At 66.7% G+C, this 23689-nt stretch carries 19 protein-coding genes; 7 read left to right on the top strand and 12 right to left on the bottom strand.

Features of this window, described 5'->3' with window-relative positions; genetic code table 11:
• Positions 1-63 precede the first annotated feature (63 nt).
• Positions 64-1461 carry a class II fumarate hydratase gene (gene fumC, locus AC6CIE_RS27555; protein WP_498094941.1) on the top strand — a complete coding sequence of 466 codons (1398 nt, stop codon included), beginning with the start codon at positions 64-66 and terminating at the stop codon, positions 1459-1461.
• A 79-nt stretch (positions 1462-1540) separates the two neighbouring features.
• On the opposite strand, the gene AC6CIE_RS27550 is transcribed toward fumC, so the two are convergent.
• Positions 1541-2437, bottom strand: coding sequence for an AEC family transporter (locus AC6CIE_RS27550; RefSeq protein WP_498094939.1), 897 nt, complete (start codon positions 2435-2437; stop codon positions 1541-1543).
• Positions 2438-2679: 242 nt separating this feature from the next.
• On the opposite strand from AC6CIE_RS27550, the gene AC6CIE_RS27545 reads away from it, so the two are divergent.
• The gene (locus tag AC6CIE_RS27545; RefSeq protein ID WP_218344954.1) at positions 2680-3672 is read left to right on the top strand and encodes a tripartite tricarboxylate transporter substrate binding protein BugE; all 993 of its coding nucleotides are present in this window, start codon (positions 2680-2682) and stop codon (positions 3670-3672) included.
• Between the two features lie 90 nt (positions 3673-3762).
• On the opposite strand, the gene AC6CIE_RS27540 is transcribed toward AC6CIE_RS27545, so the two are convergent.
• Positions 3763-4683, bottom strand: coding sequence for a LysR family transcriptional regulator (locus AC6CIE_RS27540; protein WP_218344953.1), 921 nt, complete (start codon positions 4681-4683; stop codon positions 3763-3765).
• 198 nt (positions 4684-4881) lie between these two features.
• Between AC6CIE_RS27540 and ggt the strand changes: the two genes are divergently transcribed.
• The gene (gene ggt / locus AC6CIE_RS27535) at positions 4882-6645 is read left to right on the top strand and encodes a gamma-glutamyltransferase (RefSeq protein WP_495602214.1); all 1764 of its coding nucleotides are present in this window, start codon (positions 4882-4884) and stop codon (positions 6643-6645) included.
• A 110-nt stretch (positions 6646-6755) separates the two neighbouring features.
• Here the strand turns inward: ggt and AC6CIE_RS27530 are convergent, their stop codons facing one another.
• The 4 genes from AC6CIE_RS27530 to AC6CIE_RS27515 form a co-directional block, all read right to left on the bottom strand.
• Positions 6756-8147 carry an APC family permease gene (locus AC6CIE_RS27530; RefSeq protein WP_175123258.1) on the bottom strand — a complete coding sequence of 464 codons (1392 nt, stop codon included), beginning with the start codon at positions 8145-8147 and terminating at the stop codon, positions 6756-6758.
• Positions 8148-8438: 291 nt separating this feature from the next.
• Complete coding sequence (locus tag AC6CIE_RS27525) at positions 8439-9566, bottom strand: CaiB/BaiF CoA transferase family protein (RefSeq protein WP_191577769.1); 1128 nt, start codon at positions 9564-9566, stop codon at positions 8439-8441.
• Between the two features lie 13 nt (positions 9567-9579).
• Positions 9580-10560, bottom strand: coding sequence for a Bug family tripartite tricarboxylate transporter substrate binding protein (locus AC6CIE_RS27520; protein WP_218344949.1), 981 nt, complete (start codon positions 10558-10560; stop codon positions 9580-9582).
• A gap of 69 nt (positions 10561-10629) precedes the next feature.
• Positions 10630-12330 (bottom strand): acyl-CoA dehydrogenase family protein, encoded by a 1701-nt coding sequence (locus AC6CIE_RS27515; RefSeq protein WP_498094937.1) that lies wholly within the window; start codon positions 12328-12330, stop codon positions 10630-10632.
• Positions 12331-12450: 120 nt separating this feature from the next.
• Between AC6CIE_RS27515 and AC6CIE_RS27510 the strand changes: the two genes are divergently transcribed.
• On the top strand, positions 12451-13371 hold the full coding sequence (locus AC6CIE_RS27510) for a LysR family transcriptional regulator (protein WP_498094935.1): 921 nt from the start codon (positions 12451-12453) through the stop codon (positions 13369-13371).
• A 3-nt stretch (positions 13372-13374) separates the two neighbouring features.
• Here AC6CIE_RS27510 and purU read toward each other — a convergent pair whose 3' ends face one another.
• From purU to AC6CIE_RS27480, 6 genes are all read right to left on the bottom strand, one after another.
• Positions 13375-14229: a formyltetrahydrofolate deformylase gene (purU, locus tag AC6CIE_RS27505; protein WP_175138843.1), complete on the bottom strand. Its 855-nt coding sequence runs from the start codon at positions 14227-14229 to the stop codon at positions 13375-13377.
• Positions 14230-14269: 40 nt separating this feature from the next.
• Positions 14270-15379: an NAD(P)/FAD-dependent oxidoreductase gene (locus tag AC6CIE_RS27500; RefSeq protein WP_498094933.1), complete on the bottom strand. Its 1110-nt coding sequence runs from the start codon at positions 15377-15379 to the stop codon at positions 14270-14272.
• Complete coding sequence (locus tag AC6CIE_RS27495) at positions 15376-15900, bottom strand: flavin reductase family protein (RefSeq protein ID WP_175138841.1); 525 nt, start codon at positions 15898-15900, stop codon at positions 15376-15378. The genes AC6CIE_RS27500 and AC6CIE_RS27495 overlap by 4 nt, the downstream gene beginning before the upstream one ends.
• 69 nt (positions 15901-15969) lie before the next feature.
• Positions 15970-16599 carry a pyridoxamine 5'-phosphate oxidase gene (gene pdxH, locus AC6CIE_RS27490; RefSeq protein WP_498094931.1) on the bottom strand — a complete coding sequence of 210 codons (630 nt, stop codon included), beginning with the start codon at positions 16597-16599 and terminating at the stop codon, positions 15970-15972.
• A 115-nt stretch (positions 16600-16714) separates the two neighbouring features.
• Positions 16715-17371: a gamma-glutamylcyclotransferase gene (locus tag AC6CIE_RS27485; protein WP_175123249.1), complete on the bottom strand. Its 657-nt coding sequence runs from the start codon at positions 17369-17371 to the stop codon at positions 16715-16717.
• Between the two features lie 2 nt (positions 17372-17373).
• The gene (locus AC6CIE_RS27480) at positions 17374-18582 is read right to left on the bottom strand and encodes an MFS transporter (protein ID WP_498094929.1); all 1209 of its coding nucleotides are present in this window, start codon (positions 18580-18582) and stop codon (positions 17374-17376) included.
• 314 nt (positions 18583-18896) lie between these two features.
• Here AC6CIE_RS27480 and AC6CIE_RS27475 point away from each other — a divergent pair, with 314 nt between their 5' ends.
• From AC6CIE_RS27475 to AC6CIE_RS27465, 3 genes are read left to right on the top strand one after another with little or no spacing between them, the layout of a single operon-like run.
• Positions 18897-20081: an efflux RND transporter periplasmic adaptor subunit gene (locus tag AC6CIE_RS27475; protein ID WP_218344945.1), complete on the top strand. Its 1185-nt coding sequence runs from the start codon at positions 18897-18899 to the stop codon at positions 20079-20081.
• Position 20082: 1 nt separating this feature from the next.
• Positions 20083-22041 (top strand): MacB family efflux pump subunit, encoded by a 1959-nt coding sequence (locus tag AC6CIE_RS27470; protein WP_175123247.1) that lies wholly within the window; start codon positions 20083-20085, stop codon positions 22039-22041.
• A gap of 5 nt (positions 22042-22046) precedes the next feature.
• On the top strand, positions 22047-23471 hold the full coding sequence (locus AC6CIE_RS27465) for an efflux transporter outer membrane subunit (RefSeq protein WP_498094927.1): 1425 nt from the start codon (positions 22047-22049) through the stop codon (positions 23469-23471).
• Positions 23472-23689: the final 218 nt, after the last annotated feature.

Here is a 23689-nt window from a genome sequence, read left to right as displayed (position 1 = left end):
AATGTCGCGACTATGCGGCCTTCCGCCGCACGCGACTGACGCCGCCACGGAGTTGTACGCGCCATGAAGACCCGCATCGAAAGAGACACCTTTGGCCCCATCGAGGTGCCGGAAGACCACCTGTGGGGCGCGCAGACGCAGCGCTCCCTGCATTTCTTCGCGATTTCCACCGAGAAGATGCCGGAGCCGCTGGTCAATGCGATGGCAAGGCTCAAGCGCGCGGCGGCCAAGGTCAATGCCGACCTGGGCGAGCTGGACCCCAAGATCGCCGATGCGATCATGCGCGCCGCTGATGAAGTCGTCGCGGGCAAGTGGCCCAACGAGTTTCCGCTGTCCGTCTGGCAGACCGGTTCGGGCACGCAAAGCAACATGAACATGAACGAGGTGCTGGCCAACCGCGCCTCGGAATTGCTGGGCGGCGTGCGCGGCGAAGAGCGCAAGGTGCACCCGAACGACCACGTCAACCGCGGACAATCGTCGAACGACACCTTCCCGACCGCGATGCACGTGGCGGCCGCCGTGGAAGTTGAACACCGCCTGCTGCCGTCGCTGAAGGCCCTGCGCGCCACGCTGGCGGCCAAGAGCGCCAAGTTCTACGACATCGTCAAGATCGGCCGCACCCACCTGCAGGACGCCACGCCGCTGACGCTGGGCCAGGAACTGTCCGGCTACGTGGCGCAGCTGGATCTGGCGGAGCAGCAGATCCGCGCCACGCTGCCCGGGCTGCACCAACTGGCCATCGGCGGCACGGCAGTCGGCACCGGCCTGAACGCCCATCCGCAATTCAGCCCCAAGGTGTCGGCCGAACTGGCCCATGCCACCGGCACGGCGTTTGTCTCGGCGCCCAACAAGTTCCAGGCGCTGGCGTCGCACGAAGCGCTGCTGTTCGCGCACGGCGCGCTGAAGTCGCTGGCGGCGGGCCTCATGAAGATCGCCAACGACGTGCGCTGGCTGTCGAGCGGTCCGCGTTCGGGCCTGGGCGAGATCAGCATCCCCGAGAACGAGCCGGGCAGCTCGATCATGCCGGGCAAGGTCAACCCGACGCAGTGCGAAGCCATCACGATGCTGGCCGCGCAGGTCATGGGCAACGACGTGGCCATCAACATCGGCGGCGCCAGCGGCAATTTCGAGCTGAACGTCTACAAGCCGCTGGTGATCCACAACTTCCTGCAATCGGTGCGTCTGCTCACGGACGGCATGGCCAGCTTCGACCAGCATTGCGCCGCGGGCATCGAGCCCAACCACGAGCGCATCGCGGAACTGGTGGACCGTTCGCTGATGCTGGTGACCGCGCTGAATCCGCACATCGGCTACGACAAGGCCGCGCAGATCGCCAAGAAGGCGCACAAGGAAGGCCTGTCGCTGAAGGAATCGGCGCTGGCGCTGGGCTTTGTGACCGAAGCGCAGTTTGCCGAATGGGTCGTGCCGGGCTCGATGACGAACGCGCACAAGCCGTCGTAATCGTCATACGCCGGCCCGCGCCGCCGGTCCCGTGAATATGGCCGCCCCGCAAAGGGCGGCCATTTTTCTTGTGAGCGGGCTAGCGGCCCGCCACGAGCAGCCACATCGGGATCGTGACCGCTGAAAACAACGTGCCCAGCGAGATCAGCACGGCGACCATGCGGCCGTCTCCGCCCATGCGCATCGCCAGCACATACGCCGCGGATGCCGTGGGCAGCGCCGCGAACAGCAGCAACATGCGCGCTTCGAGCGGGGGCAGGTCGAGCAGGTGCGCCACCAGCAGCGCCACCGCGGGCAGCGCGACAAGCTTGACCGTCAGCATCCACGCGATCAGAGAGCCATAACCCTTGCCGCCTTCCCACGCCAGGCTGGCGCCCACGCAGATGATGCCCAGCGCAAGCGCCGCCGCGCCCAAGCGCCCGAACACTGTGTCGACGGGGCCGGGAAGCTGCAGTCCCGCCAGATTGCAGGCCAGGCCGAGCAGCGTGGAAATCACCAGCGGATTGCGCGCGAGTTCGCGCAGCAGGTTGCCGCCGCTGTGGCGCGCCAGGCCATATACGGCGGCGACGTTGGCCATGGGCACTGCAAAGCCGACGATCAGCGCCATGACGGTCTGGCCCGGCGCGCCCGCCAGGCTGGCCGACAGCGCCAGACCAATGTAGGTGTTGAAGCGGTACCCGCATTGCGCGGAGGAGGCGAGACCCAGCGACGAGGGCCGCAGCGCCAGGCCCGCCAGCCACGCCATCGCGACGCCGGCGGCAATGACCGACGCGGTGGCCTGCAGCAGCAGCGCCGCGTTGCCCGCCGTGATGGGCGTGCGCAGGATCGATTGGAACAGCAGCGCGGGGAACAGCACGAAGTAGACGAGACGTTCCGTGCCGGCGAAGAACTCGCGTGAGAAACCCAGTTTGTGACGTAGCGCCCAACCCAGCGCGACCAGCATGAAATCGGGGAGAACCAGGAGTGCAACAGACATGAGGGAGTGGTTTTTCGTCTGGCGCCGGGCGGCGTCGGGCGCGCTATGCGGGTGTAAGCATTTGCTGCTATTCTCCGTCATTCTGGCGGGCGCGTGTGCCACAAGCAACCTATAAATGCGGCGTAGACACGCTGCGCACAAGCAATGCGCCCGCACCGTTATCTGCTGGTCCGTCTACAGGCGGGCACAACACACAACGGTCCGTCTACACACGGGCTCGCAATCTTGGAGGAAACACAACTATGAATAAGGTCCGCTCCCTGGCAGTGGCCATCGCCCTTGCTACCGGTGCTGCCGGCACGTTGGGCGTTTCGGTCGCGCACGCCGCAGACAAGTACCCCAGCAAGGCCATCCGCGTGATCGTTCCGTTCGCGCCTGGCGGTTCCACGGACATCATTGCGCGCCTCGTGACGCAGCGCATGAGCCAGGAACTCGGCCAGCCGATGGTCGTTGAAAACAAGGGCGGCGCCGGCGGCGCCATCGGTGCGGCCGAAGCCGCGCGCGCACCGGCCGACGGCTACACGCTGTCCATCGCCACCGTCTCCACGATGGCTGTGAACCCCGCCTGCCGTCCGAAGGACCTGCCGTACGATCCGATCAAGGACTTCCAGCCGGTCACCAACTTCGCCAACACCGCCAACGTCGTGGCCGTGAACCCCAAGTTCCCCGCCAAGGACTTCAAGGGCTTCATCGAAGAGCTGAAGAAGAACCCGGGCAAGTATTCGTACGGCAGCTCGGGCACCTGCGGCGTGCTGCACCTGATGGGCGAGTCGTTCAAGATGGCCACCGGCACCGACATCGTGCACGTGCCCTACAAGGGTTCGGGCCCGGCGCTGGCTGACGCCGTCGGCGGCCAGATCGAAATCCTGTTCGACAACCTGCCGTCCTCGATGCCGCAGATCCAGGCCGGCAAGCTGAACGCCATGGCCATCGCGTGGCCCGAGCAGATCGGCACGATGAAGGGCGTGCCGACCTTCAAGGACGCCGGCTTCCCGGTGCTGAACCAGCCCGTCTGGTATGGCCTGCTGGCGCCCAAGGGCACGCCGATGGAAGTCGTGAACAAGCTGCGTGACGCCGCCGTCGTGGCCCTGAAGGACCCGAAGGTCATCAAGGCGCTGGACGAGCAAGGCTCGGCGCCGTCGGGCAACACGCCGGAAGAGTTCGCCAAGGAAATCCAGGAACAGTTCAACTGGGCCCAGGACGTCGTGAAGAAGCAGAACATCAAGCTGGACTGATGCTGCGCGGGGCGGCCTGGGTTGCCCCGATCGACACAGCAACGGGCGCCTTCGGGCGCCCGTTGTGCTTTGCGGGCCGCGCGCGGTTGGTCAGACGGGCGCGTCCAGCCCTTCCAGCAGCGCGGCGCACGCCGTGCGCAGACGTTCGATCAGGTCGCGGTGCAACGCCGACAGCGGATCCTGGTTGCGCGTCATGATGCTGATCGGCACGCGCAGCGCCGGTTCCAGACGGCGCAGGGTCATGCCGGGACGCAGCATGGCGCGCGCGGTGATGGCGTCAACGATGGCGTCGCCGCAGCCTGCATCGACCAGCGCGCAGGCCACGTAATGGGTCTGCACCTGGATGGCGACCTGCGGCGCCAGGCCCTGCGCGTCCAGCGCCAGTTGGAGCAGGGCGCCCGATGCGTCGCCCGCGTCCAGCACGATGAGCGTGTCGCCGGATGCTGTGGCGTCCGCGGTTTCAGACAATTCCGACAGTCTTAGCGGCCCATTCCCGGGCTTGCGGCTCAGGTGCACGAGTTCCGTGTGCCCCAGCCCCATGCGCGTCAGGCCGGGATAATCGTTCGTGTCGAACGTGATCGCCAGATCGAGCTCCCGCGTCAGCAGCCCTTGCACGAGTTCGGCGCTGTGGTGCGTGTGGATGTCGAAGGTGATGCCGGGTTGCGCGTTGCGGCTGTCGCGCACAACGCCGGGCAACAGACCCAGTCCCAACGCCGGCGCGCAGCCCAGCCGCAGATGGCCGTGGGGCCGGTCGCGCAGGTTGGTCGCCAGCCTGCGCACGCTGTTCAGATCCTGGCTCAGGCGCGCGATCTCGGGGGTGAGGATCTCGGCCTCGCGCGTGGCGACCAGCCGGCCCTTCACACGGTCGAACAGCTTGAAGCCCAGCTGGCTTTCGGCATGCGCCAGCAGTTTGCTCGCGGCAGGCTGGGAAATGTGCAGCGCGGCGGCGGCTTCGGTCAGGGATCCGGTGCGGCGGATCGCTTCGAATATCTCGATGTGGCGCAGGCGCATGGCGCGGAAATGGGGGGGGGTGATCCGAAACCGCGATTCTAAGCCGGATGGCGCGCCGCGCGCCGCCACAGGGGCGGCACCGCTACCGCCGTGAAACTGCCACCGCCGCGAAACCGCTGCAGTTGAACCGCGACAGCGGCGCGGCCCTTTGACTATCATGGACGCCAGCCGGATGTCCGGCGACCACCGGAGCCATCCATGCGCCTACGCCGCCACGCCGCCCTGCTGCTCGCCGCCGCGATAACCGGCCTGCCATTTGTTTCCGCCAGTTGGGCGCGCACGCCGCCCGCAGCCGAGGACATCAATCCCGAAGCCGCCAGCGGCGTCCAGGCGCGCCAGCTGGTGCGCGCGCCGCATTTCATGATGGTGTCGGCCAACCCGCTAGCCAGCCGCGCGGGCGAAGCGATGCTGCGGCGCGGCGGCAGCGTGGTGGACGCCGCCATTGCCACGCAGCTTGTGCTGAATCTGGTCGAGCCGCAATCGTCGGGCATTGGCGGGGGCGCGTTCATGGTGCTGTACTCCGCGGCGGACGGCCAGATCCGCACCATCGACAGCCGCGAGACCGCGCCCGCGGCCGCGCGGCCTGATCGCTTCCTGGATGCCGAAGGCAAGCCGCTGCCCTTTGCGCAGGCCGTCAACAACGGCATGTCGGTGGCGGTGCCCGGCCTGTTGCGCGGTCTGGAACTGGCGCACAAGACGCACGGCAAGCTGCCGTGGGCCGACCTGTTCCAGCCGGCCATTGAATTGGCGGAAGCGGGCTTTGCGGTGTCGCCGCGCCTGCATTCGCTGCTGGCCGGCAACAAGGCGCTGCCGCAGCAGGCCGCGGCGGCCGCGTATTTCTATGCGCCGGACGGCGCTCCCTGGCCCGTGGGCCACGTGCTGAAGAACCCGGAATTTGCACGCACCCTGCGCGCGGTGGCAACGCAAGGCGCCGACGCGTTCTACCAAGGCGATATCGCGCGCGACATCGTGGCCGCGGTGCAAAAGCATGAGAAGCCGGGCGACCTTACCCTTGCGGACCTTGCAGACTATCGCGCGAAGACGCGCGACCCCGTGTGCGGCGCGTACCGCGGCTATCAACTCTGCGGCATGGGTCCGCCCAGCAGCGGTCCCATCGCCGTCCTGCAGATGCTGGGCGAGCTGGAGCAGTTTCCGCTGAGCCGCTACGCGCCGGGCACGGCGCAGGCGGTGCATTATTTTTCAGAAGCCGGCCGGCTGGCCTTCGCCGACCGCGATTTCTACGTGGCCGACCCGGACTTCGAGCGCGTCCCGGTACGCGCCTTGCTGGACCCCGCCTACCTGCGCGCGCGCGGCGCGCTGATCCAGCCGGATCGCAGCATGAAGGTCGCGCTGCCCGGTGACCCCGAAGGCAAGCTGCTGTCGCTGGGCAAGGACAACGCGCTGGAACTGCCGTCCACCAGCCACCTCGTGGCGGTCGACGCGCAAGGCAACGCGCTCACCATGACGACGACCATCGAAAGCGAATTTGGCAGCAAGATTTTCGTGCGAGGCTTTCTGCTGAACAACGAGATGACCGATTTTTCGTCGTCGTTCAAGGACCCGGAAGGCCGGCTCGTCGCCAACCGCATCGAGCCGGGCAAGCGCCCGCGCAGCTCGATGGCGCCGATGATGGTGCTACGCGATGGCAAGCCTTACGTGCTGGTGGGCTCGCCGGGCGGCAGCGCAATCATCAACTACGTCGCCAAGACGCTCGTGGGCGTGCTGGACTGGAATCTCGATATTCAGTCGGCAATCGACCTGCCCAACATGGGCAGCCGCAACAAGGAAACCGAACTGGAGAAGGGCACGGCGCTGGAAGCATTGGCGCTGGAACTGGAGAGCATGGGGCACCCGGTGCGCATCACCGAGTTTCCCAGCGGCATCCACGGCATCGTCATCGACGCGAAGGGCCTGCAAGGCGGCGCGGACCCGCGCCGCGAAGGGCTGGCGGTGGGCGGCTGACGCCGCGCTGCGGCGCCAGGCCCGGCGGGGGGCGTCCTCGCTGAGACGCCGCGGCCAATACGTGAGGCTGAGGCGCCCGGCTGAGGGTGCCTCAGCCGTGGCGCCACGCATCACTCCAGCGCCGAGGGATCCAGCTCCATCTTGGCCTCGCGGCGCCGTGCCAGCCAGGTCACAAACCACATCACCACGCCCAGCAGCAGCAGCCAGCCGGCGACCTGGTACTGGATCACGTCACGGCCCGTCAGCGGCGTAACCAGGAACAGGCAGGCCGCGGCGCCCAGCCACGGGACGATGCGGTTGATGGAAAAGTGCTTGTGCTTGACCTTGTCACGCCGCAGCACCAGCACCGCGACGTTCACGAACGCGAACACGCCCAGCAGCAGCAACGCGGTGGTGCCGCCCAGCGCGCGGATCGCCTGCGAGTCGGTCAGCGAGACCAGGATGATGAGGCCGAAGGCCAGCGCCGTCGTGAACAGGATGGCCGTCCACGGCGTCTGGTTCTTGCGGTGCACGTGCGCCAGGAACGACGGCAGCACGCCCTGACGCGACATGCCGTACAACAGGCGGCTGGCCATCATCATGTTGATCAGCGCCGAGTTCGCCACGGCGAACATCGAGATGATCGGCATGATGTACTCCACGGGCAGATCCGGCGCGGCGCGCTTGACCACCAGCACCAGCGGCGTGCTGCTCTTGGCCAGTTCGCCCACCGGCACCAGCGCAACGGCGCAGATGGACACCAGCACATAGATGAGTGCCGTGATGCCCAGGCCGGTCAGCATGACCTTCGGGAAGATGCGGCTGGGATCGTGCGTTTCCTCGGCCATGTTGACCGAATCCTCGAAGCCGACCATGGCGAAGAACGCGAGCGCGGTGGCCGAGGTCACGGCCAGGAACACGCTCTTGTCCTCGGGCGTGTCGAACGCGACGACGCGCGAGAAGTCCGCCTGGCCGCCGGAGATGGCGTAAAAGCCAAGTAGGATGACCATCAGCAGACCCGACAGCTCGATCAGCGTAAGCACAACGTTGGCGCGAACGCTTTCAGTCGCGCCACGAAAGTTGACCAGCATGACCAGCGTCATGAAGCCCAGCGCGCCAAGCGTGATCCAGTGCTTTTCGGCCTCGATGCCCATCGCGGCGAACAGGTTGGCGGCGAAGGCCTGCGAGGCGGTGGCGGCCGACGTCAGGCCGGAACACATGACGGTAAAGCAGACGATGAACGTCAGGAAGTGCACGCCGAACGCCTTGTGGACGTAGAGCGCGGCGCCCGCGGCGCGCGGGTACTTGGTGACCAATTCAAGGTAGGACAGCGCGGTCAGCAGGGCCACCCCGAAGGCGACCAGGAACGGCAGCCAGGCCGCGCCGCCGACTTCAGCGGCCACTTGCCCTGTCAGTGCGTAGACGCCGGTGCCCAGGATGTCGCCAACAATGAATAGCAGAAGCAGCTTCGGGCCCATCACCCGTTTCAGCTGGCCGTGGTCTTGTGAGTCTGTCGTGGCCATAGTCTTTTATTTCCTCTTATGTGGCTCGCCTTTTTATGTGGCTCGGGAAAGCGTGCAGATGCGACGCAAAATGCAAAAAAAGTCTACGGCGGCAATAGGGCGATGTGCTGAAACCAAATGTCTAAGTTGTTGCGCGCGGGGATAGCGGTCCATTTCGGACGGTGTCAGACACCCGGGCGAGTGGGCCGTCAGTCTGTGACACCGGATATGCGGGTGTCTGACACCTGGCCAAGCGGAAACGCTGCAGCAAAAAAAGCCCGGCGGGCGCCGGGCGGGGTCATCGATGCGGGATCAGTCCTGCCCGGCTGGCGGCGCCAGGTCTGGCGGCAGCTTGCGCAGCGTGGCGGGCGTTCGCGACAGCTTGATGGGCGAGCCCACGCCTTTGTAATCGCCCTGTTCCAGCACCATGCCGCGATGCCGCGTATGCGGATGCGCGAGCGCCTGATCGACCGTCTGCACGGCGGCGGCAGGCACGCCGGCGCGCAGCAGTTGGTCGGCAAGCGCGGCGGCTTCATGGCGGGCAAGCAGCGCAGAGAGATCGTCCCGCAGCGCCTGGCGATGGCGCAGGCGGTCTGCATTCGTGGCATAGCGCGCATCCTCGGCCAGCGCCGGCGCATCGAGCGTCTGCGCCAGCATCGCAAACTGGCGGTTGTTGCCCACGGCCAGAAAGATCGGCCCGCTGGCGGTCGGCAAGGTTTCGTACGGCGCGATGTTCGGGTGCGCGTTGCCGCTGCGCTGCGGCACCTTGCCGCTGTAGAAATAATTGGGCGCATGCGGGTGCAGCAGCGACAGCGCGCAGTCGTACAGCGTGATGTCCAGGAACTGCCCCAGCCCGCTGCGCGTGCGCTCATTGAGCGCCAGCAGGATCGCCACCGCTGCGTTCAGCCCCGTCACCATGTCCACCACCGGCAGGCCCACGCGCGTCGCTTCGCCGTCCGCATCGCCGTTTACGCTCATCAGCCCGCACATCGCCTGCGCGCACGCGTCGTAGCCGGGCAAGCCGCCCAGCGGGCCGTCCGAGCCGAACCCGCTGACGCGGCAATGGATCAGCGCGGGGAAGGCCGCCTTCAGGTCTTCATAGCCCAGGCCCCACTTTTCCAACGTGCCGGGCTTGAAGTTCTCGACCAGCACGTCGGCGTCAGCCAGCAGGTGGCGCAGGAGTTCCTGCCCGGCGGGCTGCGACAGATCCAGCGTCATGCCGTCCTTGTTGCGGTTCACGCCGACAAAGTACGAGGCCGTCTCGCCCAGAAAGGGCGGACCCCAGCCGCGCGTCTCGTCGCCGCCGGGCGGCTCGATCTTCAGCACGTCGGCGCCGTGGTCGGCCAGGATCTGCGTGCAGTACGGACCGCCCAGCACGCGTGACAGATCGATCACCTTGCAGCCCGCAAGGGCGCCGGCATTGGGTAGGGTGTGAGCCATGGAATTCTTCGCGTCAGTCGATGGAAACGTTGGCGCTCTGGATCAGCTCGCGCCACTTGGGGACTTCGGTGGTGATGAAGGTGGACAGACCCTGCGGCGTCTTGTCCTGCGCTTCGACGATGCCCTGCATGCGCAGCGTCTGCTCGATCGCGGGATCGGACAGCGCCGTCTTGAAGGCTTGGTTCAGCGTGTTCACCACATCGGCCGGGGTGTCTTTGGGCGCGACGATGCCGAAGAAGACGCTGACGTCATAGCCCTTCAGCCCCTGCTCGGACAGCGTCGGCAGCTCGGGCAGCGCGTCGGAACGCTGCGCGCTGGCCAGGCCGATGGCGCGCAGCTTGCCCGCCTTGATGTACGGCAGCGCAGTCAGGATGTCGGTGAACGACATCGACACCTGGCCGCCCAGCAGATCGTTCAGCGCGGGGCCCGTGCCCTTGTACGGGATGTGCATGATCTTGGTGCCGGCCATGCGGTTGAACAGGATGCCGGCCAGGTGCGACGACGCGCCGTTGCCGGACGAGGCGTAGCTCAGCTTGTCCGGATTCTTCTGCGCGTAGGCGATCAGCTCCTGCATGTTGTTGGCGGGCACCGACGGGTTCACGACCAGGATGTTGGGCAGGTGGCCGATGCGGATGATGGGCGCGAAGCTGGTCTCGGGGTTGTAGTTCTGCTTCTTGTACAGGCTGACGTTGATGGCCAGCGGGCCGGACGTGCCGAACAGAATGGTGTAGCCGTCGGGCTTGGCGGACGCGACGTATTCAGAGCCGATGTTGCCGCCCGCGCCGCTGCGGTTTTCGACGATGACGTTCTGCTTGAGCGGCTCGCGCAGCTTTTCGGCCAGGCGGCGCGCCAGCGCGTCGGTGGGGCCGCCGGGCGGGAAGGGCACGACCAGCGTGACCGGCCGCGCAGTGGGGTAGGCGTCTGCGGCAACGGCCGGGGTGGCCGCGACGATGGCGGCGGCCGCCAGGAACAGGGGGGTGAAATAGCGTTTCATGCATGTCTCCAGTGGATGGCGCGCCGGCTGTGCCGCCGGCGTCGGGTTACTGCAAAAGCCGGATGGGCGTTACAGCGCGTACTGCAGGATGGCCTGGCAGGCCGCGCTTTCGTCAGGCGGGATGGCATAGGGATCGCGCGGCGCCAGGCGGTGCAGCAGCACCTGGTCGGCCAGCCGCGCGCGGCTTTCCAGACCCGTGCCGGTGGCTTCCCAGCGCAACGCGGCCATGGACACCGCGTGATACAGCAGCGATGCGGCCTGGCGCGCCAGCTGGGCATGGTCGCCTTGCGCGGCATGTTCCGCCAGCGCGTAGGTCTTTTCCAGGGCGCTGGCCTGCAGATCGGCCAGTTCGGGCGGGCAGGGCGCGCCGTCCGCCAGCAGGCGGTCGATGTGGCTGCGCAGCGCGGGCAGGGAATGTTCTTTCTTGATGGCGCGCAGGACATCCAGCGCGACGATGTTGCTGGTGCCTTCCCAGATGGAACCAAGATGCGCGTCGCGCACCAGGCGCGGGTCGGTGAACTCCTCGATGTAGCCGCAGCCGCCGCGTACTTCCATCGCGTCGCCGGTGACCTTGCGCGCGTCGCGGCAGGCGCGGAACTTGATCAGCGGTGTCAGGATGCGCGCCAGCGCGGGGTCCGCCGCGCCTTGATCGGCGTCGGCCAGCGCGCGCGCCGTCTGGAACATCACGCTGCGCGCCTGTTCCGCCCACACGATCATCTTGACGAGCTGGCGCTGCATCAGCGGCATGTCGATCAGCCGCTTGCCGAAGGCGCGGCGATGCTGCGACACATAGACGGCTTCAGTGACAGCGCGGCGCATCAGGCCCGCGGCGCGCATGCCGTTGGACAGGCGCGAATTGTTGATCATGTCGGCCATGTGCTTGAAGCCGCGGCCGCGTTCGCCCACCAGCCAGGCCACCGCGCCTTCCAGACGGATTTCGCCGCTGGCCATGGAGCGCGTGCCCAACTTGTCCTTCAGGCGCAGGATGCGGTAGTGGTTGTGCGTGCCGTCCGCCAGGTCGCGCGGCAGCAGAAAGAGCGACACGCCCTTCAGGCCGGGGTCCGTTTCGCTGCGGGCCAGCACCATCGCAAAGCCGGCGTCGGGGTTCGAGCAGAACCACTTGTCGCCGTGAATGCGCCAAGTGCCGTCGTCCTGCGCTTGCGCCGTAACTTCGGTGGCGCTGACATCCGAGCCCGCGCCCTGTTCGGTCATGAACATGGCGCCCTGGCGCAGCGTGTCGAAGTCCTGCGACGTCACCTGCGGCAGCACGCGTTCGACCAGTGCCGGGTCGCCGAATTTGCGCAACGTGCGCGCCAGCGAGTCCGTCATGCTGACCGGGCAGCACAGGCCGAACTCCGCCTGCACGAAGAGATGGCTGAGCGCGTATTTGGCGGCGGCGGGCATGGGCTCGGGCCAGCCGAGCACCCCGCCCCGGTGGGACAGGGCGGCCAGCCCGAATTCGCTATAGGCCAGGCGTTCCAGTTCGACGTAGGCCGGATGCTTGTCGATGCGGGACTCGTCCGTGCCGGCCCGGGTGCGCACGGACAGCGTGGGCGGATGCTTGTCAGCCACGGAAGCCAGTTCGTCCATCACCCCGCCTGCCAGTTCGCCCAACCGGCTCAGGTGCGGCAACAGATGCGCGTGCAGGGCGGGCGGCAGGTAGCGTCGGCTCAGCGCCTCGGCGTATGGGTCGGCGCTGAACAGGTTCAGCCCGCGGGAATCCGGGACGGGCGTGGCGGTGGCGGCAACGGGCAAGGCAGGGGTATCCATGGCGGCATCCGGGTCGAACGGGGAGATGTCCTATGGTGAGGGCCTTGATTTATCTATTCAAATACTGTTTTGATGTAGATCAATCCAAAAAAAATATAGATATGCCTTAAGGAGGGACGCATGGACTTGGAACCCCGGCTGCTGCGCTACTTCATCGCCGTGGCCGAAGAGCGCCATTTCAGCCGCGCGGCGGCGCGCCTGCACATCTCGCAGCCGCCGCTCAGTTACGCGATCCGCCAGCTGGAAGAGAACATCGGCGCGCGCCTCTTGGCCCGCACCAGCCGGCATGTCGAGCTGACCGACGCCGGCCAGGCGCTCTACCACGAGGCCCTGATTCTGCTGCGCCAGGCTGAAGAGGTCCGCACGCTGGTGCGCCAGGTGGACGCGGGCCTGCGGGGCCGGCTGCGCATCGGCTTCGTGGGGTCGATGCTGTATCGGGGCCTGCCCGCGCTGCTGAGCGCCATGCGCACGGAACTGCCCGACGTGGAGCACGTGCTGACCGAACTGAACTCACATGACCAGATCGAGGCGGTGCGGCGCGGCGAGCAGGATCTGGGCTTCATCCACGCCAATCCGGTGCCGGACGGCGTGCAGGCGCGTGATCTGATGGCCGAGCCGTTCGTCGTGTGTCTGCCGGACGCGCATCGGCTCGCGCAGCGCACGACGCTGCGGCTGGCGGAGCTGGCGGAGGATGACTTTGTCTTCTTCGCGCGGGCGGCCTCGCCCAGCTATTACGAAACCGTGTTGGCCATGTGCGTGTCGGCCGGCTTCATGCCGGCGATCCGGCACGAGGTGCGCCACTGGCTGAGCGTGGCGTCGCTGGTGTCGCAGGGATTGGGGGTGTCGATCGTGCCGGCGTGCCTGTCGCGCAGCGGGCTGGCGGGCACGCGGTTCATTGCGTTTGAACACGATGCGCGCTCGATCAGCCAGGTGATCTGGCCCGATGCGGCGCGCTCGCCCTTGCAGGAGCGCGCGGTGGCGTTGGTGGCCCAGGCGTTTCCGCCGTTGCAACCGCCCGCCGCGGTCCCGTCAAAGGCGTGAGGATCAGCGGAACACGACGGTCTTGTTGCGGTTCAGCAGGATGCGGTGTTCGACGTGGCTGCGCACGGCGCGAGACAGCACCAGGGATTCGATGTCGCTGCCCACCTGGGTCAGGTCCTGGGCGGTCATCGTGTGGTCGACGCGTTCGATGTCCTGGTCGATGATCGGGCCTTCGTCCAGGTCCGAGGTGACGTAGTGGGCCGTGGCGCCGATGATCTTCACGCCGCGCGCATGCGCCTGGTGGTAGGGGCGTGCGCCCTTGAAGCTGGGCAGGAAGCTGTGGTGGATGTTGATCGCGCGTCCGGTCAGCGCGCGGCACATGTCGGCGGACAGGATCTGCATGTAGCGCGCCAGCACGACCAGGTCGATGTTCGCCTCGTCGACGATCTTGAGCACCTGCTTTTCCTGTTCCAGCTTGGTGTCGGGCGTGACCGGCAGGTGGTGGAACGGGATGTTGTAGGTGGCGGCCAGGCCGGCGTAGTCGTTGTGATTCGAGACGATGGCGGCCACTTCGGCATGTAGATGGCCGCTGTGCACGCGGAACAGCAGGTCGTTCAAGCAGTGGCCCTGCTTGCTGACCATGATGAGCAGGCGTTCCTTGCGGCGCGCGTCGTGCAGCTTCAGTTCCATGCCGTAGTCGGCGGACATGGCGTCCAGGCGGGTGCGCAGGTCGTCGGCGGAGGCGCCGACCGGCAGGTCGAAGTGCACGCGCAGAAAGAACCGGCCGGTCTCTTCGTCGCCGAACTGCTGCGAATCCAGGATGTTGCAACCCAGTTCGAACAACAGGCCGCTGACGCGGTAGACGATGCCGGTGCGGTCGGGGCAGGACAGGGTCAGGATGTAGTCGTTGTGCTGCATGGCGGAAATGGATGAATAAGAAAGAGGAAGCGGGCGGAGATCAGGCGGACAGGCGCGCCAGGGTTTCTTCCGCCAGGGCCAGGCTGGAGGTCAGCCCGGGGGATTCGATGCCGAACAGGTTCACCAGGCCGGGCACGCCATGCACGGCGGGTCCGGCGATGACGAAGTCGGCGGCCGGCTCGTGCGGGCCCGAGATCTTGGGCCGGATGCCCGTGTAACCGGGCGCCAGCGCGTCGTCCGGCAACGCTGGCCAATAGGTGCGGACGGCTTCGTAGAACACCTCGGCGCGGGATGGGTCCAGCGTGTAGTCCTCGGTCCCGACCCATTCGGTGTCGGGGCCGAACTTGGCCTGGCCGCCCATGTCCAGTGTCAGGTGCACGCCCAGGCCGGCATGCTGGGGCACGGGATAGATCAGGCGCGAAAACGGCGCGCGCCCGGACAGCGTGAAATAGCTGCCCTTGCACAGGTAATCGGTGGGGATGCTGTCTGCCGGCACGCCTTCGATGCGCCGCGCCAGGGCGGGCGCCTGCAGGCCGGCCGAGTTGATCAGCACGTTGCAGGTCAGTTGCATGGCGTCATCGCCGCCGAACTGCAGTTCAAAGCCGCCTTCAGGACGCACACGCCCCGACACGAGCGGGGTATGGAAGACGCATTGGGCGCCCGCGTTTTCGGCGTCGCCCTGAAAAGACAGCATCAGCGCGTGGCTGTCCACGATGCCGGTGGACGGCGACACCAGCGCGGCGGTGCATTGCAGCGCGGGCTCCAGGCGCATGGCTTCTTCGCCCGCGATGTACTGCAGGTCGTCCACGCCATTGGCGCGGGCGCGCTGGGCGATGCCTTCCAGCTGCGTGGCCTGTTCGGGGCTGGTGGCGACGATGAGCTTGCCCAGCCGCTTGTGCGGCACGCCGCGCTCGGCGCAGTACGCGTACAGCAGATGCTTGCCGCGCACGCATAGCCGCGCCTTCAGGCTTCCGGCGGGGTAATAGATGCCGGCGTGGATGACTTCGGAGTTGCGCGAGCTGGTGCCGGTGCCGATGGCCTCGGTGGCCTCGGCCACCAGCACCTCGCGGCCGGATTGGGCCAGCGCGCGGGCGATCGCCAGCCCGACCACGCCGGCGCCGATGACGACGCAATCGACGTCGACGCTCATGATTTGGCCTTCTCGGCGCGCGTGCCGGCCGGCGTCAGGTCGAATCCGCCAGCGTGAAACACCAGCGGCGGCTCGCCGCTATGACCGCAACGTTCGACTTCTCCGACCATGATGACGTGATCTCCTTCGACATAGCGGCTGCGGTTGCGGCACTCGAACCACGCGGCGCAGTGCCCGTCCAGCATCGGCGTGCCGCCCGGCGCGTAATGCACCTGCAGTCCGGCATAGCGGTCCGGCGTCTTGCCGGTCGCAAAGCGCCGCGCCAGCGCGATCTGATCCGCGCTCAGCACGTTTACCACGTAGCGCTCGCACTGTTCGAAGGCCTCCAGCGACGAGGAGCCCAGCGACAGGCTCCACAGCACCAGCGGCGGGTTCAGCGAGACCGAATTGAACGAGCTGACCGTCAGGCCGATGGGCGCGCCGTCCTGGCCGGCGGTCGTCACGACCGTCACGCCGGTGGCGTAACGGCCCAATGCGGTGCGAAAGAAGACGGAATCGAAATCAGGGGAGGAGGCGGACATGCAGTAGACAGTTCGGTCGGGCGCGGGAGGCGCCCGGCGTGGGGACGCCCCGCGTCGGGGGCGCCTGTATCAGGGAGACAGGCGTTCGATCTTCCAGTCCGCGCCGTCCGCGACGTAGCGCAGGCGGTCGTGCAGGCGGGACGGCCGGCCTTGCCAGAACTCAAAGGCGGTGGGCTTCAGACGGTAGCCGCCCCAGTGCGGCGGACGCGGCGGCTGTTCGCCGAAGCGTTCGCGGAATTCCTTTTCGCGGGCTTCCAGTTCTTCGCGGGTGATGGGCTGGCTCTGGCGCGAAGCCCAGGCGCCGATGCGCGATCCGGCCGGGCGGCTGTGATAGTAAGCGTCCGACTCTTCGGCGGCCACTTTATCCACCACGCCCTCGATGCGGACCTGGCGCTCCAGCGGCTGCCAGAAGAACAGCAGGCTGGCGCGCGGTTCGGCCAGCAGATCCAGGCCCTTGCGCGATTCGTAATTGGTGAAGAACGTGAAGCCTTGGTCGTCAAAGCCCTTGATGAGGACGATGCGGGCGCTGGGCTGGCCGCTGGCATCCACCGTCGCCAGGGTCATGGCGTTGGGTTCGGGCACTTTGGCCGCGAGGGCCTCGTCGAACCAGCGGGTGAATTGCTCGAACGGGGAGCGGGCGGCCTGGCTTTCCAGGAGCACATTCTTTTCGTAGCTTTGACGCAGATCAGAGACGGACATGGTCTTAGGGGTTCAGCGTTGATAACAGGGAGTTTATACCGCCTGGAAGACCGGCCCCTCATTGACCCCGCGCAGGCCCCGGGCAAGTTCGCCGCGCCTGCTTGCCCCTTGGGCGTTAGGGACCTTCGGGCAGCGGGTGGCCGTCCAGTTCCAGCCGGCGTGCGATCGCGTCGAGCCGGGCGTCGTGGATGCCGGCGGACCGCAGGGCCTGGGCGGTCTGCACCACATAGTCCGTGCACGGGCCGTAGCGTCCCGCCGCGCGGCGCACGATCTCCAGCAGTTCCGGCTCGGGCAGTGCGCGGATATAGGCGGGATTGCTGCGGTTCATGATGAAGACCAGGGCGCGGACGACCCCTTCGTCCGTGGCGCAGTTGATCCAGCGGGGCAGGTAGGCGCCCGTGGACATCTCGCGTTCCCAGAGGGCGGGAAAGTAATTGGGGACCTGGTCGCCGGCCAGGCGGTAGACCACACCCCGGCAGGAACCGCCGCGATCCAGTCCAAACACCAGGCCCGGGCATTCGGGCGTGCCCCGGTTCACCCGCGACCACAGGCAAAGCGCCCGGTGGTGGCCGCGCAGCGTGGCCAGGCGCCGTTCCTGGAAGTCGAAATCCGGCCGCCAGATCAGGGATCCGTACCCGAATACCCAGACGTCTTCCCCGGCTTGCCAGTGTTTGAGCGCGTCGTCGAGCGAGGCTTGGCGTTCTTCTGCCGTCCAGAGCCGGAAGGGCAAGGACGCGCCGGAGATGTCGGAGGGGGAGGACTGCTTGTTCACAACTACGTTTTCCGTTCAGGCTCGTGCGGAGGATTTCGGTTGGCCCAGCCCCCGGCCATCAGCGCCACGGAATAGGCCCAGAAAAGCGGGGCAACGCCAATTACCGCACCCAGCGCGCCGAAGGTCAACGGCAGGGACACCTGCGAACCGTTGATCAGCGCCATGCGCAGGCCCACTGCTTCGGCGGCGCGGCCCGGCGGCGAGTATTGGTGCAGCAGGGACAGCATGCTGGGTTGGCAACAGCCCAGCGCCAGTCCCAGGATGAAAGACAGCACGATCAGGACGGTAACGTCGGTGAACAGCGGGTAAAGCACAAAGTCGATCGCCGCGGTGGCCATGGCCACTCGCACCAGTGTCCAGGATCGCACCCGGCGCTGGATCAGCGGCAAAGCCAGCCGGATAACGAAAGTTGCCGCCGCGAATGACGCAAGAATGACGCCGATGGTGGTGGCGGACAAGCCAATCGCCACGCCGAAGATCGGTACGACGAACAGGTGGGTATCCCACGCGCCGGACAGGATGGTGTTCACCATCAGGACTCGGCGCAAGGCGGGCACGGCGAGCAACTCGGTCACCCGGCGGCGCTGGGCTTCTCGCACGCCGGTGATGGCAGCGTCGACGGCCTTCAACTGATGCCGCAGCGCATACAGGCCGATTCCCGAGACCAGGGGCCCGACGGCGAGGAGGCCGAAGGCCGTGCGCGTACCCAGGTGGTCAATGGCCAGACCGGCGATCAAAGGACCGGAAAATCCCGACCCTGCCAGGGCCAATGACATGAACGAGAAATTGCGCAGCCGCTTTTCGGGTTCGGCGTGTCCCAGCAGATCCTGCGTGGCGACCTGATGCAGCATGAAGCCGATGCCGATGCAGCAGGACGCCACCAGCAGCGCGGACTGGGTTTGTGGAATAGAGGGGAGTAGCGTGCCGAAGGCCACCAATGTGGTGCCGATGACCAGCGGACGGACGATGCCGACCCGGTCCACCCAGCGACCCGCGCGGACCGAAAACAGCATGGGCAGCACGGCAAACACCGCCACCAGCGTGCCCACCGTGAATGTGGACAGCCCCATCTGAAGCGCCGTCAGGGAAACGGTGATCCGTCCCCCGGTCAGCGCCACATGATTCATCATTGCCAGCAGGCACAAAAGCACCGCCCCGGAAAATTCCGGGGAACTGGATGGCGAGGAGGGGGATCTGTTGGAGGTAGACACGGCTTAACTGCATTCATTCTGTTCGTAACGTCCGGCTATGTCGAGGCGATGCGATTTTGCGCTGCAGCGGACAGTGACTAGTCACATTGCGAAGTTAACGGTCTCTACCGGACAAGTCTCGCGCTTATTCGGCAAGATGACGGCACGTTCGCGGCAGGTGCGGTAAAACGGTTCCGCAACCGTCCTGGGATCGTTGTATCGTTCACGCAACGGAACACGTCCGCCCGGCGCAATTCACCTGCGAATTACGCCGCTTGTTTGCAGCATTACCGGCGCCGCCCGTGGCGCCTTGCCGTTCCCATCGTCCAGGTTCAATGAAAAAGTCCCGCAGCAAGTTCAAGCGCTACGTCCTGATAGCCGTCATCCTCCTGCTTCTTGTCTTCGGTGCGCGCGCCGCATTCTTTTCGGCGCCGCCGCCGCCTACCTTCGCCGTGGCCGAGGTGTCCCGCGCGGACCTGGAAGACAGCGTCCTGGCCAGCGGCACCATCGACGCCATCGAACGCGTCAGCGTCGGTGCGCAGGCCACGGGCCAGCTCAAGTCCCTGAAGGTGGAACTGGGCGATCGCGTCAAGAAAGGACAACTGGTCGCCGAGATCGATGACCTGACCCAGCAGAACGAGCTGCGCAACGCCGAAGCGGCGCTGCAGACGCGGCGCGCCGAGCGGGCGGCCAAGGTCGCCACGCTGAAGCAGGCCGAACTGGCGTTCAAGCGCCAGCGCATGATGCTGGCGGCCGACGCCAGCTCGCGCGAGGCCTATGAAACCGCCGAGGCCACGCTGGCCGTGACCCGTGCCGAGATCGCGTCGCTGGACGCGCAGATCGCGCAGGCCGAGATCCAGGTGGACACGGCCCGGGTCAACCTGGGTTACACGCGCATCGTCTCGCCGATCGACGGCATGGTGGTGGCGGTGGTGACCAAAGAAGGCCAGACGGTCAACTCCATCCAGAGCGCGCCCACCATCATCAAGGTGGCGCAGGTGGACACCATGACGATCAAGGCGCAGATCTCCGAGGCCGACGTGACGCGGGTCAAGCCCGGGCTGCCGGTCTACTTCACGATCCTGGGCGAACCGGACGAGCGCTACCGCGCCACGCTGCGCGCGGTGGAACCGGCCCCGGATTCCATCCAGAAGGATGACGCGGCGTCGTCGCTGACGTCCTCGACCAGCACCTCCACCAGCGCCGCGGTCTACTACAACGGGCTGTTCGACGTGCCCAACCCCGACGAGAAGCTGCGCATCTCGATGACGGCGCAGGTCTTCATCGTGCTGGGCGAGGCCAAGGGGGCGGTGGTGGTGCCGGCGTCGGCGCTGGGCAAGCGCGGCGCGGACGGGCGCTACGAGGTGCGCGTGGTGCTGGACGGCAACAAGACCGAGACGCGCCAGGTCCGCATCGGCATGAACAACAATGTGCAGGCGCAGGTGCTGGAAGGCCTGGAGGTGGGCGAACGCGTCGTGTCGGCGGATTCGTCGCCGGCCGCCGCCAAGCCGGGAGCCTGACATGAGCGGTCCGCTCATTTCCCTGTCGGGCGTGCGCCGCGAGTTTCCGGCGGGCGACCAGACGATTGCGGTCCTGAAGGACGTCAACCTGACGATCGAGGCGGGCGAGATGGTCGCGATCGTGGGGGCGTCCGGTTCGGGCAAGTCGACGCTCATGAACATCCTGGGCTGCCTGGACCGGCCCACGCGCGGCGATTACAAAGTCGACGGCCGCAGCACGGGCGAGCTCGATCCGGACGAGCTGGCAGAGCTGCGCCGGGAGCACTTCGGGTTCATCTTCCAGCGCTATCACCTGCTGGCGGACCTGAGCGCGCAGGGCAACGTGGAGGTTCCGGCCGTCTACGCGGGCAAGCGCCGCGAGGCGCGGCTGGAACGGGCTTCGGCCTTGCTGGCGCGCCTGGGCCTGGCCGATCGCTCCGAGCACCGGCCCGGCCAGTTGTCCGGCGGTCAGCAGCAGCGCGTGAGTATCGCGCGGGCGCTGATGAACGGCGGCGACATCATCCTGGCCGACGAGCCCACGGGCGCCCTGGACACGCATACGGGCCAGGAGGTGCTGCGCATCCTGGAAGAACTGAACGCGGCGGGACACACGATCATCATCGTCACGCACGATATGAACGTGGCGCGCCACGCGCAGCGCATCATCGAGATCAGTGACGGCGAGATCGTCGCGGACAAGCGCAATCCGGACGCGCCGCGCCATCAGACGGCATTGGACGAGGCCCCGGCGATGGCCCAGCGGCCGGCCTGGCAGGCGTATCTGGACCGCTGCGGCGAGGCGCTGCGCATGGCGCTGCTGGCGATGAACGCGCATCGGCTGCGCACGTCACTGACGATGCTGGGCATCATCATCGGCATTGCGGCGGTGGTGTCGGTGGTGGCGCTGGGCGAGGGCTCGCGGCGCAAGATCCTGGAAGACATCAGCGCGATCGGCACGAACACGGTTGAGGTTTTTCCGGGTAAGGATTTCGGCGACGAGAAGGCGGTGAACATCCGCACGCTGGTGGCGGCGGACGCCGAGGCGTTGGCGCGCGAGTCGTATGTGGACAGCGTGACGCCGGAAGTGGGCACGAGCAATACGCTGCGTTACCGCAACGTGTCGGTGAATGGGTCGATCCAGGGCGTGGGCGATCAATACTTCCGGGTGCGCGCGATCAAACTGGCCGAGGGCAAGTTCTTTGACGAGACCAGCGTGGCGCGCCGCGCGCAGGAAGTGGTGATCGACGAGGGCACGCGGCGTGCGCTGTTCGGGTCGCATACGGAGCCCATCGGGCAGGTGATTTTCCTTGGGTCGATGCCGGCGCGCGTGATCGGGGTGACGCAGAAGAAGGACACGGTGTTTGGCAGCAACGATTCGCTGAACGTGTGGATTCCCTATACAACGGCGCTGTCGCGGGTGCTGGGGCAGCAGCACCTGAAGAGCATCACGGTGCGCGTGAACGACGCAACGCCGCCGGCCGCCGCCGAACAGGCCATCGTGCGGGTGCTGACGCGCCGGCACGTAGTGAAGGACTTTTTCGTGTTCAACACGGATGCGGTGCGCAAGACGATCGAGCGCACGACGGCGACGATGACGCTGCTGGTGTCGCTGATCGCGCTGATTTCGCTGATGGTGGGGGGGATCGGGGTGATGAACATCATGCTGGTGTCGGTGACCGAACGCACGCGCGAGATCGGGGTGCGGATGGCGGTGGGCGCGCGGCGCAGCGACATCATGCAGCAGTTCCTGATCGAGGCGGTGCTGGTGTGCCTGATCGGCGGCGCGGTGGGCATCCTGTTGTCGCTGGGCTTGGGCGTGCTGGTCAGCAAGGCGACGGGCGGCTCGTTCCAGATGATCTATTCCACGGCATCGATGGTGGCGGCATTCACGTGCTCGACGCTGATCGGTGTGATTTTTGGCTATCTGCCGGCGCGCAACGCGGCGCGCCTGGATCCCGTCGAGGCGTTGGCCCGGGAATGAGGAAGATGAAAGCAGTTTCTCTTGTGTGCAAACCGCTGGGCGTGGTGCTGTTGCTGGCGCTGGGCGGGTGCGGTCTGCTGCGTACGGATTACGAGCGGCCGGCGGTAAGTGTGCCGGCGTCCTGGACTTATGCGGGGGCGGGCGCTGATGCGGGCGCGCAGGCTTCGCTGGCCGATGGTGGCGACTGGTGGCGCAATTTCGAGGATCCGGTGCTGAACGGGTTGGTGGAGACGGCGCTGGCGCGCAACAACGATCTGGCGGCGGCGGCGATCCGGGTGCGGCGGGCGCAGTATCAGGCGGGATTGGCGGATGATCAGCTGATGCCGCAGTTTGGCGGGGACGCGAACGTGTCTCGGGTGCGCAATCTGTATGGGGATCGCGCGATCACGCGGGCCAATTCGGCCGAGCTGACGGTGAGCTATCAGGTGGACCTGTGGGGCAAGCTGGCGCGCCAGCGGGATGCGGCGCAGTGGGAGGCGCTGGCGACGGAGCAGGACCGCCAGGCCGCGGCGCTGTCGCTGGTGGGGACGACGGCGACGTTGTATTGGCAGACGGCGTTCATCAACCAACGCATCGCCAGCAGCGAGGAGAGCATTGCCTACGCGCGGCGCACGCAGGATCTGGTGCGGGCGCAGTACGCGGCGGGCGGGGCGTCGGCGCTGGAGCTGGCTGAGGCGGAGCAGACGGTTGCCAGCCAGGAAGCGGCGCATGCGTTGCTGGTGCAGCAGCGGGTGGAGTACATCAATGCGTTGACGATTCTGTTCGATGGGCCGCCGGATCACATTACGGCAGATCCGATGCGGTTGCCGTCGAGTGCGTTGCCGGAGGCGCGGGCGGGGGTGCCAGCGGAGTTGCTGGGGCGGCGGCCGGATCTGCGGGCGGCGGAGCTGCGGTTGCGGGAGTCGCTGGCTACCGTGGATGCGACGCGGGCTAGCTTTTATCCGCCGGTGACGTTGACGGGGGCGCTGGGCACTTCTAGCCCGACGTTGTCGGATGTGTTGAAGAATCCGATCGGGACGTTGGGGGCGGGGTTGACGTTGCCATTTCTGCAATGGAACCAGATGCAGCTCAATATCCGGATTTCGAAAGCGGATTTTGATGAGCGGGTGGTGACGTTCCGGCAGACGCTGTATCAGGCGATGGCGGATGTGGAGAATGCGCTGTCGAATCGGACGCAATTGTCGATTCGTGCTGCGCAGCTGGATCTGTCGTTGCGGGCGGCTCGGGAGGCTGAGCGGCTGTATGAAGTCAGGTATCGGGCGGGGGCGGTGCCGCTGCGGGATTGGCTGGATGCGCAGGAGAAACGGCGGGTGGCTGAGGTGGCCAGCGATGAGAATATGCTGAATCGGTTGGTGAATCAGGTCTCGGTTTATCAGGCGCTTGGCGGGGATGATGTGGTGGCTGTTGAGGGGGATGGGCTGCGGATGTGAGGTTTTCAGCCGGCCGGCGCGTCGATTTTCGGCGAAAGTCGGGGGCGGGTGTCGGTTGCGGTTCTGGTGGCGCTCGGCGGGTGTTTTGGGTGTCGGTTGCGGTTCTTGTGGCGCTTGGTGGGTGTTTTAGTTGTCGATTGCAGTTCTTGTGGCGCTCGGCGGGTGTTTTAGGTGTCGATTGCGGTTCTTAAGACGCCCGGCGCGTCGTCGGCCTGGGG

Source organism: Achromobacter sp. GQ309, from assembly GCF_059759315.1.
Note: the sequence above shows the minus strand (reverse complement) of the source record. Positions and strands in the feature narration are given on the sequence as shown.

Excerpts from the sequence above, each read along its gene's own strand:
- fumC (WP_498094941.1), top strand. The coding sequence starts at position 64 with ATGAAGACCCGCATCGAAAGAGACACCTTTGGCCCCATCGAGGTGCCG.
- AC6CIE_RS27470 (WP_175123247.1), top strand. The coding sequence starts at position 20,083 with ATGAGCGGTCCGCTCATTTCCCTGTCGGGCGTGCGCCGCGAGTTTCCG.
- AC6CIE_RS27510 (WP_498094935.1), top strand. The coding sequence starts at position 12,451 with ATGGACTTGGAACCCCGGCTGCTGCGCTACTTCATCGCCGTGGCCGAA.
- AC6CIE_RS27515 (WP_498094937.1), bottom strand. The coding sequence starts at position 12,330 with ATGGATACCCCTGCCTTGCCCGTTGCCGCCACCGCCACGCCCGTCCCG.
- AC6CIE_RS27530 (WP_175123258.1), bottom strand. The coding sequence starts at position 8,147 with ATGGCCACGACAGACTCACAAGACCACGGCCAGCTGAAACGGGTGATG.
- purU (WP_175138843.1), bottom strand. The coding sequence starts at position 14,229 with ATGCAGCACAACGACTACATCCTGACCCTGTCCTGCCCCGACCGCACC.
- AC6CIE_RS27465 (WP_498094927.1), top strand. The coding sequence starts at position 22,047 with ATGAAAGCAGTTTCTCTTGTGTGCAAACCGCTGGGCGTGGTGCTGTTG.
- AC6CIE_RS27525 (WP_191577769.1), bottom strand. The coding sequence starts at position 9,566 with ATGGCTCACACCCTACCCAATGCCGGCGCCCTTGCGGGCTGCAAGGTG.
- AC6CIE_RS27500 (WP_498094933.1), bottom strand. The coding sequence starts at position 15,379 with ATGAGCGTCGACGTCGATTGCGTCGTCATCGGCGCCGGCGTGGTCGGG.
- AC6CIE_RS27545 (WP_218344954.1), top strand. The coding sequence starts at position 2,680 with ATGAATAAGGTCCGCTCCCTGGCAGTGGCCATCGCCCTTGCTACCGGT.
- AC6CIE_RS27475 (WP_218344945.1), top strand. The coding sequence starts at position 18,897 with ATGAAAAAGTCCCGCAGCAAGTTCAAGCGCTACGTCCTGATAGCCGTC.
- pdxH (WP_498094931.1), bottom strand. The coding sequence starts at position 16,599 with ATGTCCGTCTCTGATCTGCGTCAAAGCTACGAAAAGAATGTGCTCCTG.
- ggt (WP_495602214.1), top strand. The coding sequence starts at position 4,882 with ATGCGCCTACGCCGCCACGCCGCCCTGCTGCTCGCCGCCGCGATAACC.
- AC6CIE_RS27520 (WP_218344949.1), bottom strand. The coding sequence starts at position 10,560 with ATGAAACGCTATTTCACCCCCCTGTTCCTGGCGGCCGCCGCCATCGTC.
- AC6CIE_RS27550 (WP_498094939.1), bottom strand. The coding sequence starts at position 2,437 with ATGTCTGTTGCACTCCTGGTTCTCCCCGATTTCATGCTGGTCGCGCTG.
- AC6CIE_RS27540 (WP_218344953.1), bottom strand. The coding sequence starts at position 4,683 with ATGCGCCTGCGCCACATCGAGATATTCGAAGCGATCCGCCGCACCGGA.
- AC6CIE_RS27495 (WP_175138841.1), bottom strand. The coding sequence starts at position 15,900 with ATGTCCGCCTCCTCCCCTGATTTCGATTCCGTCTTCTTTCGCACCGCA.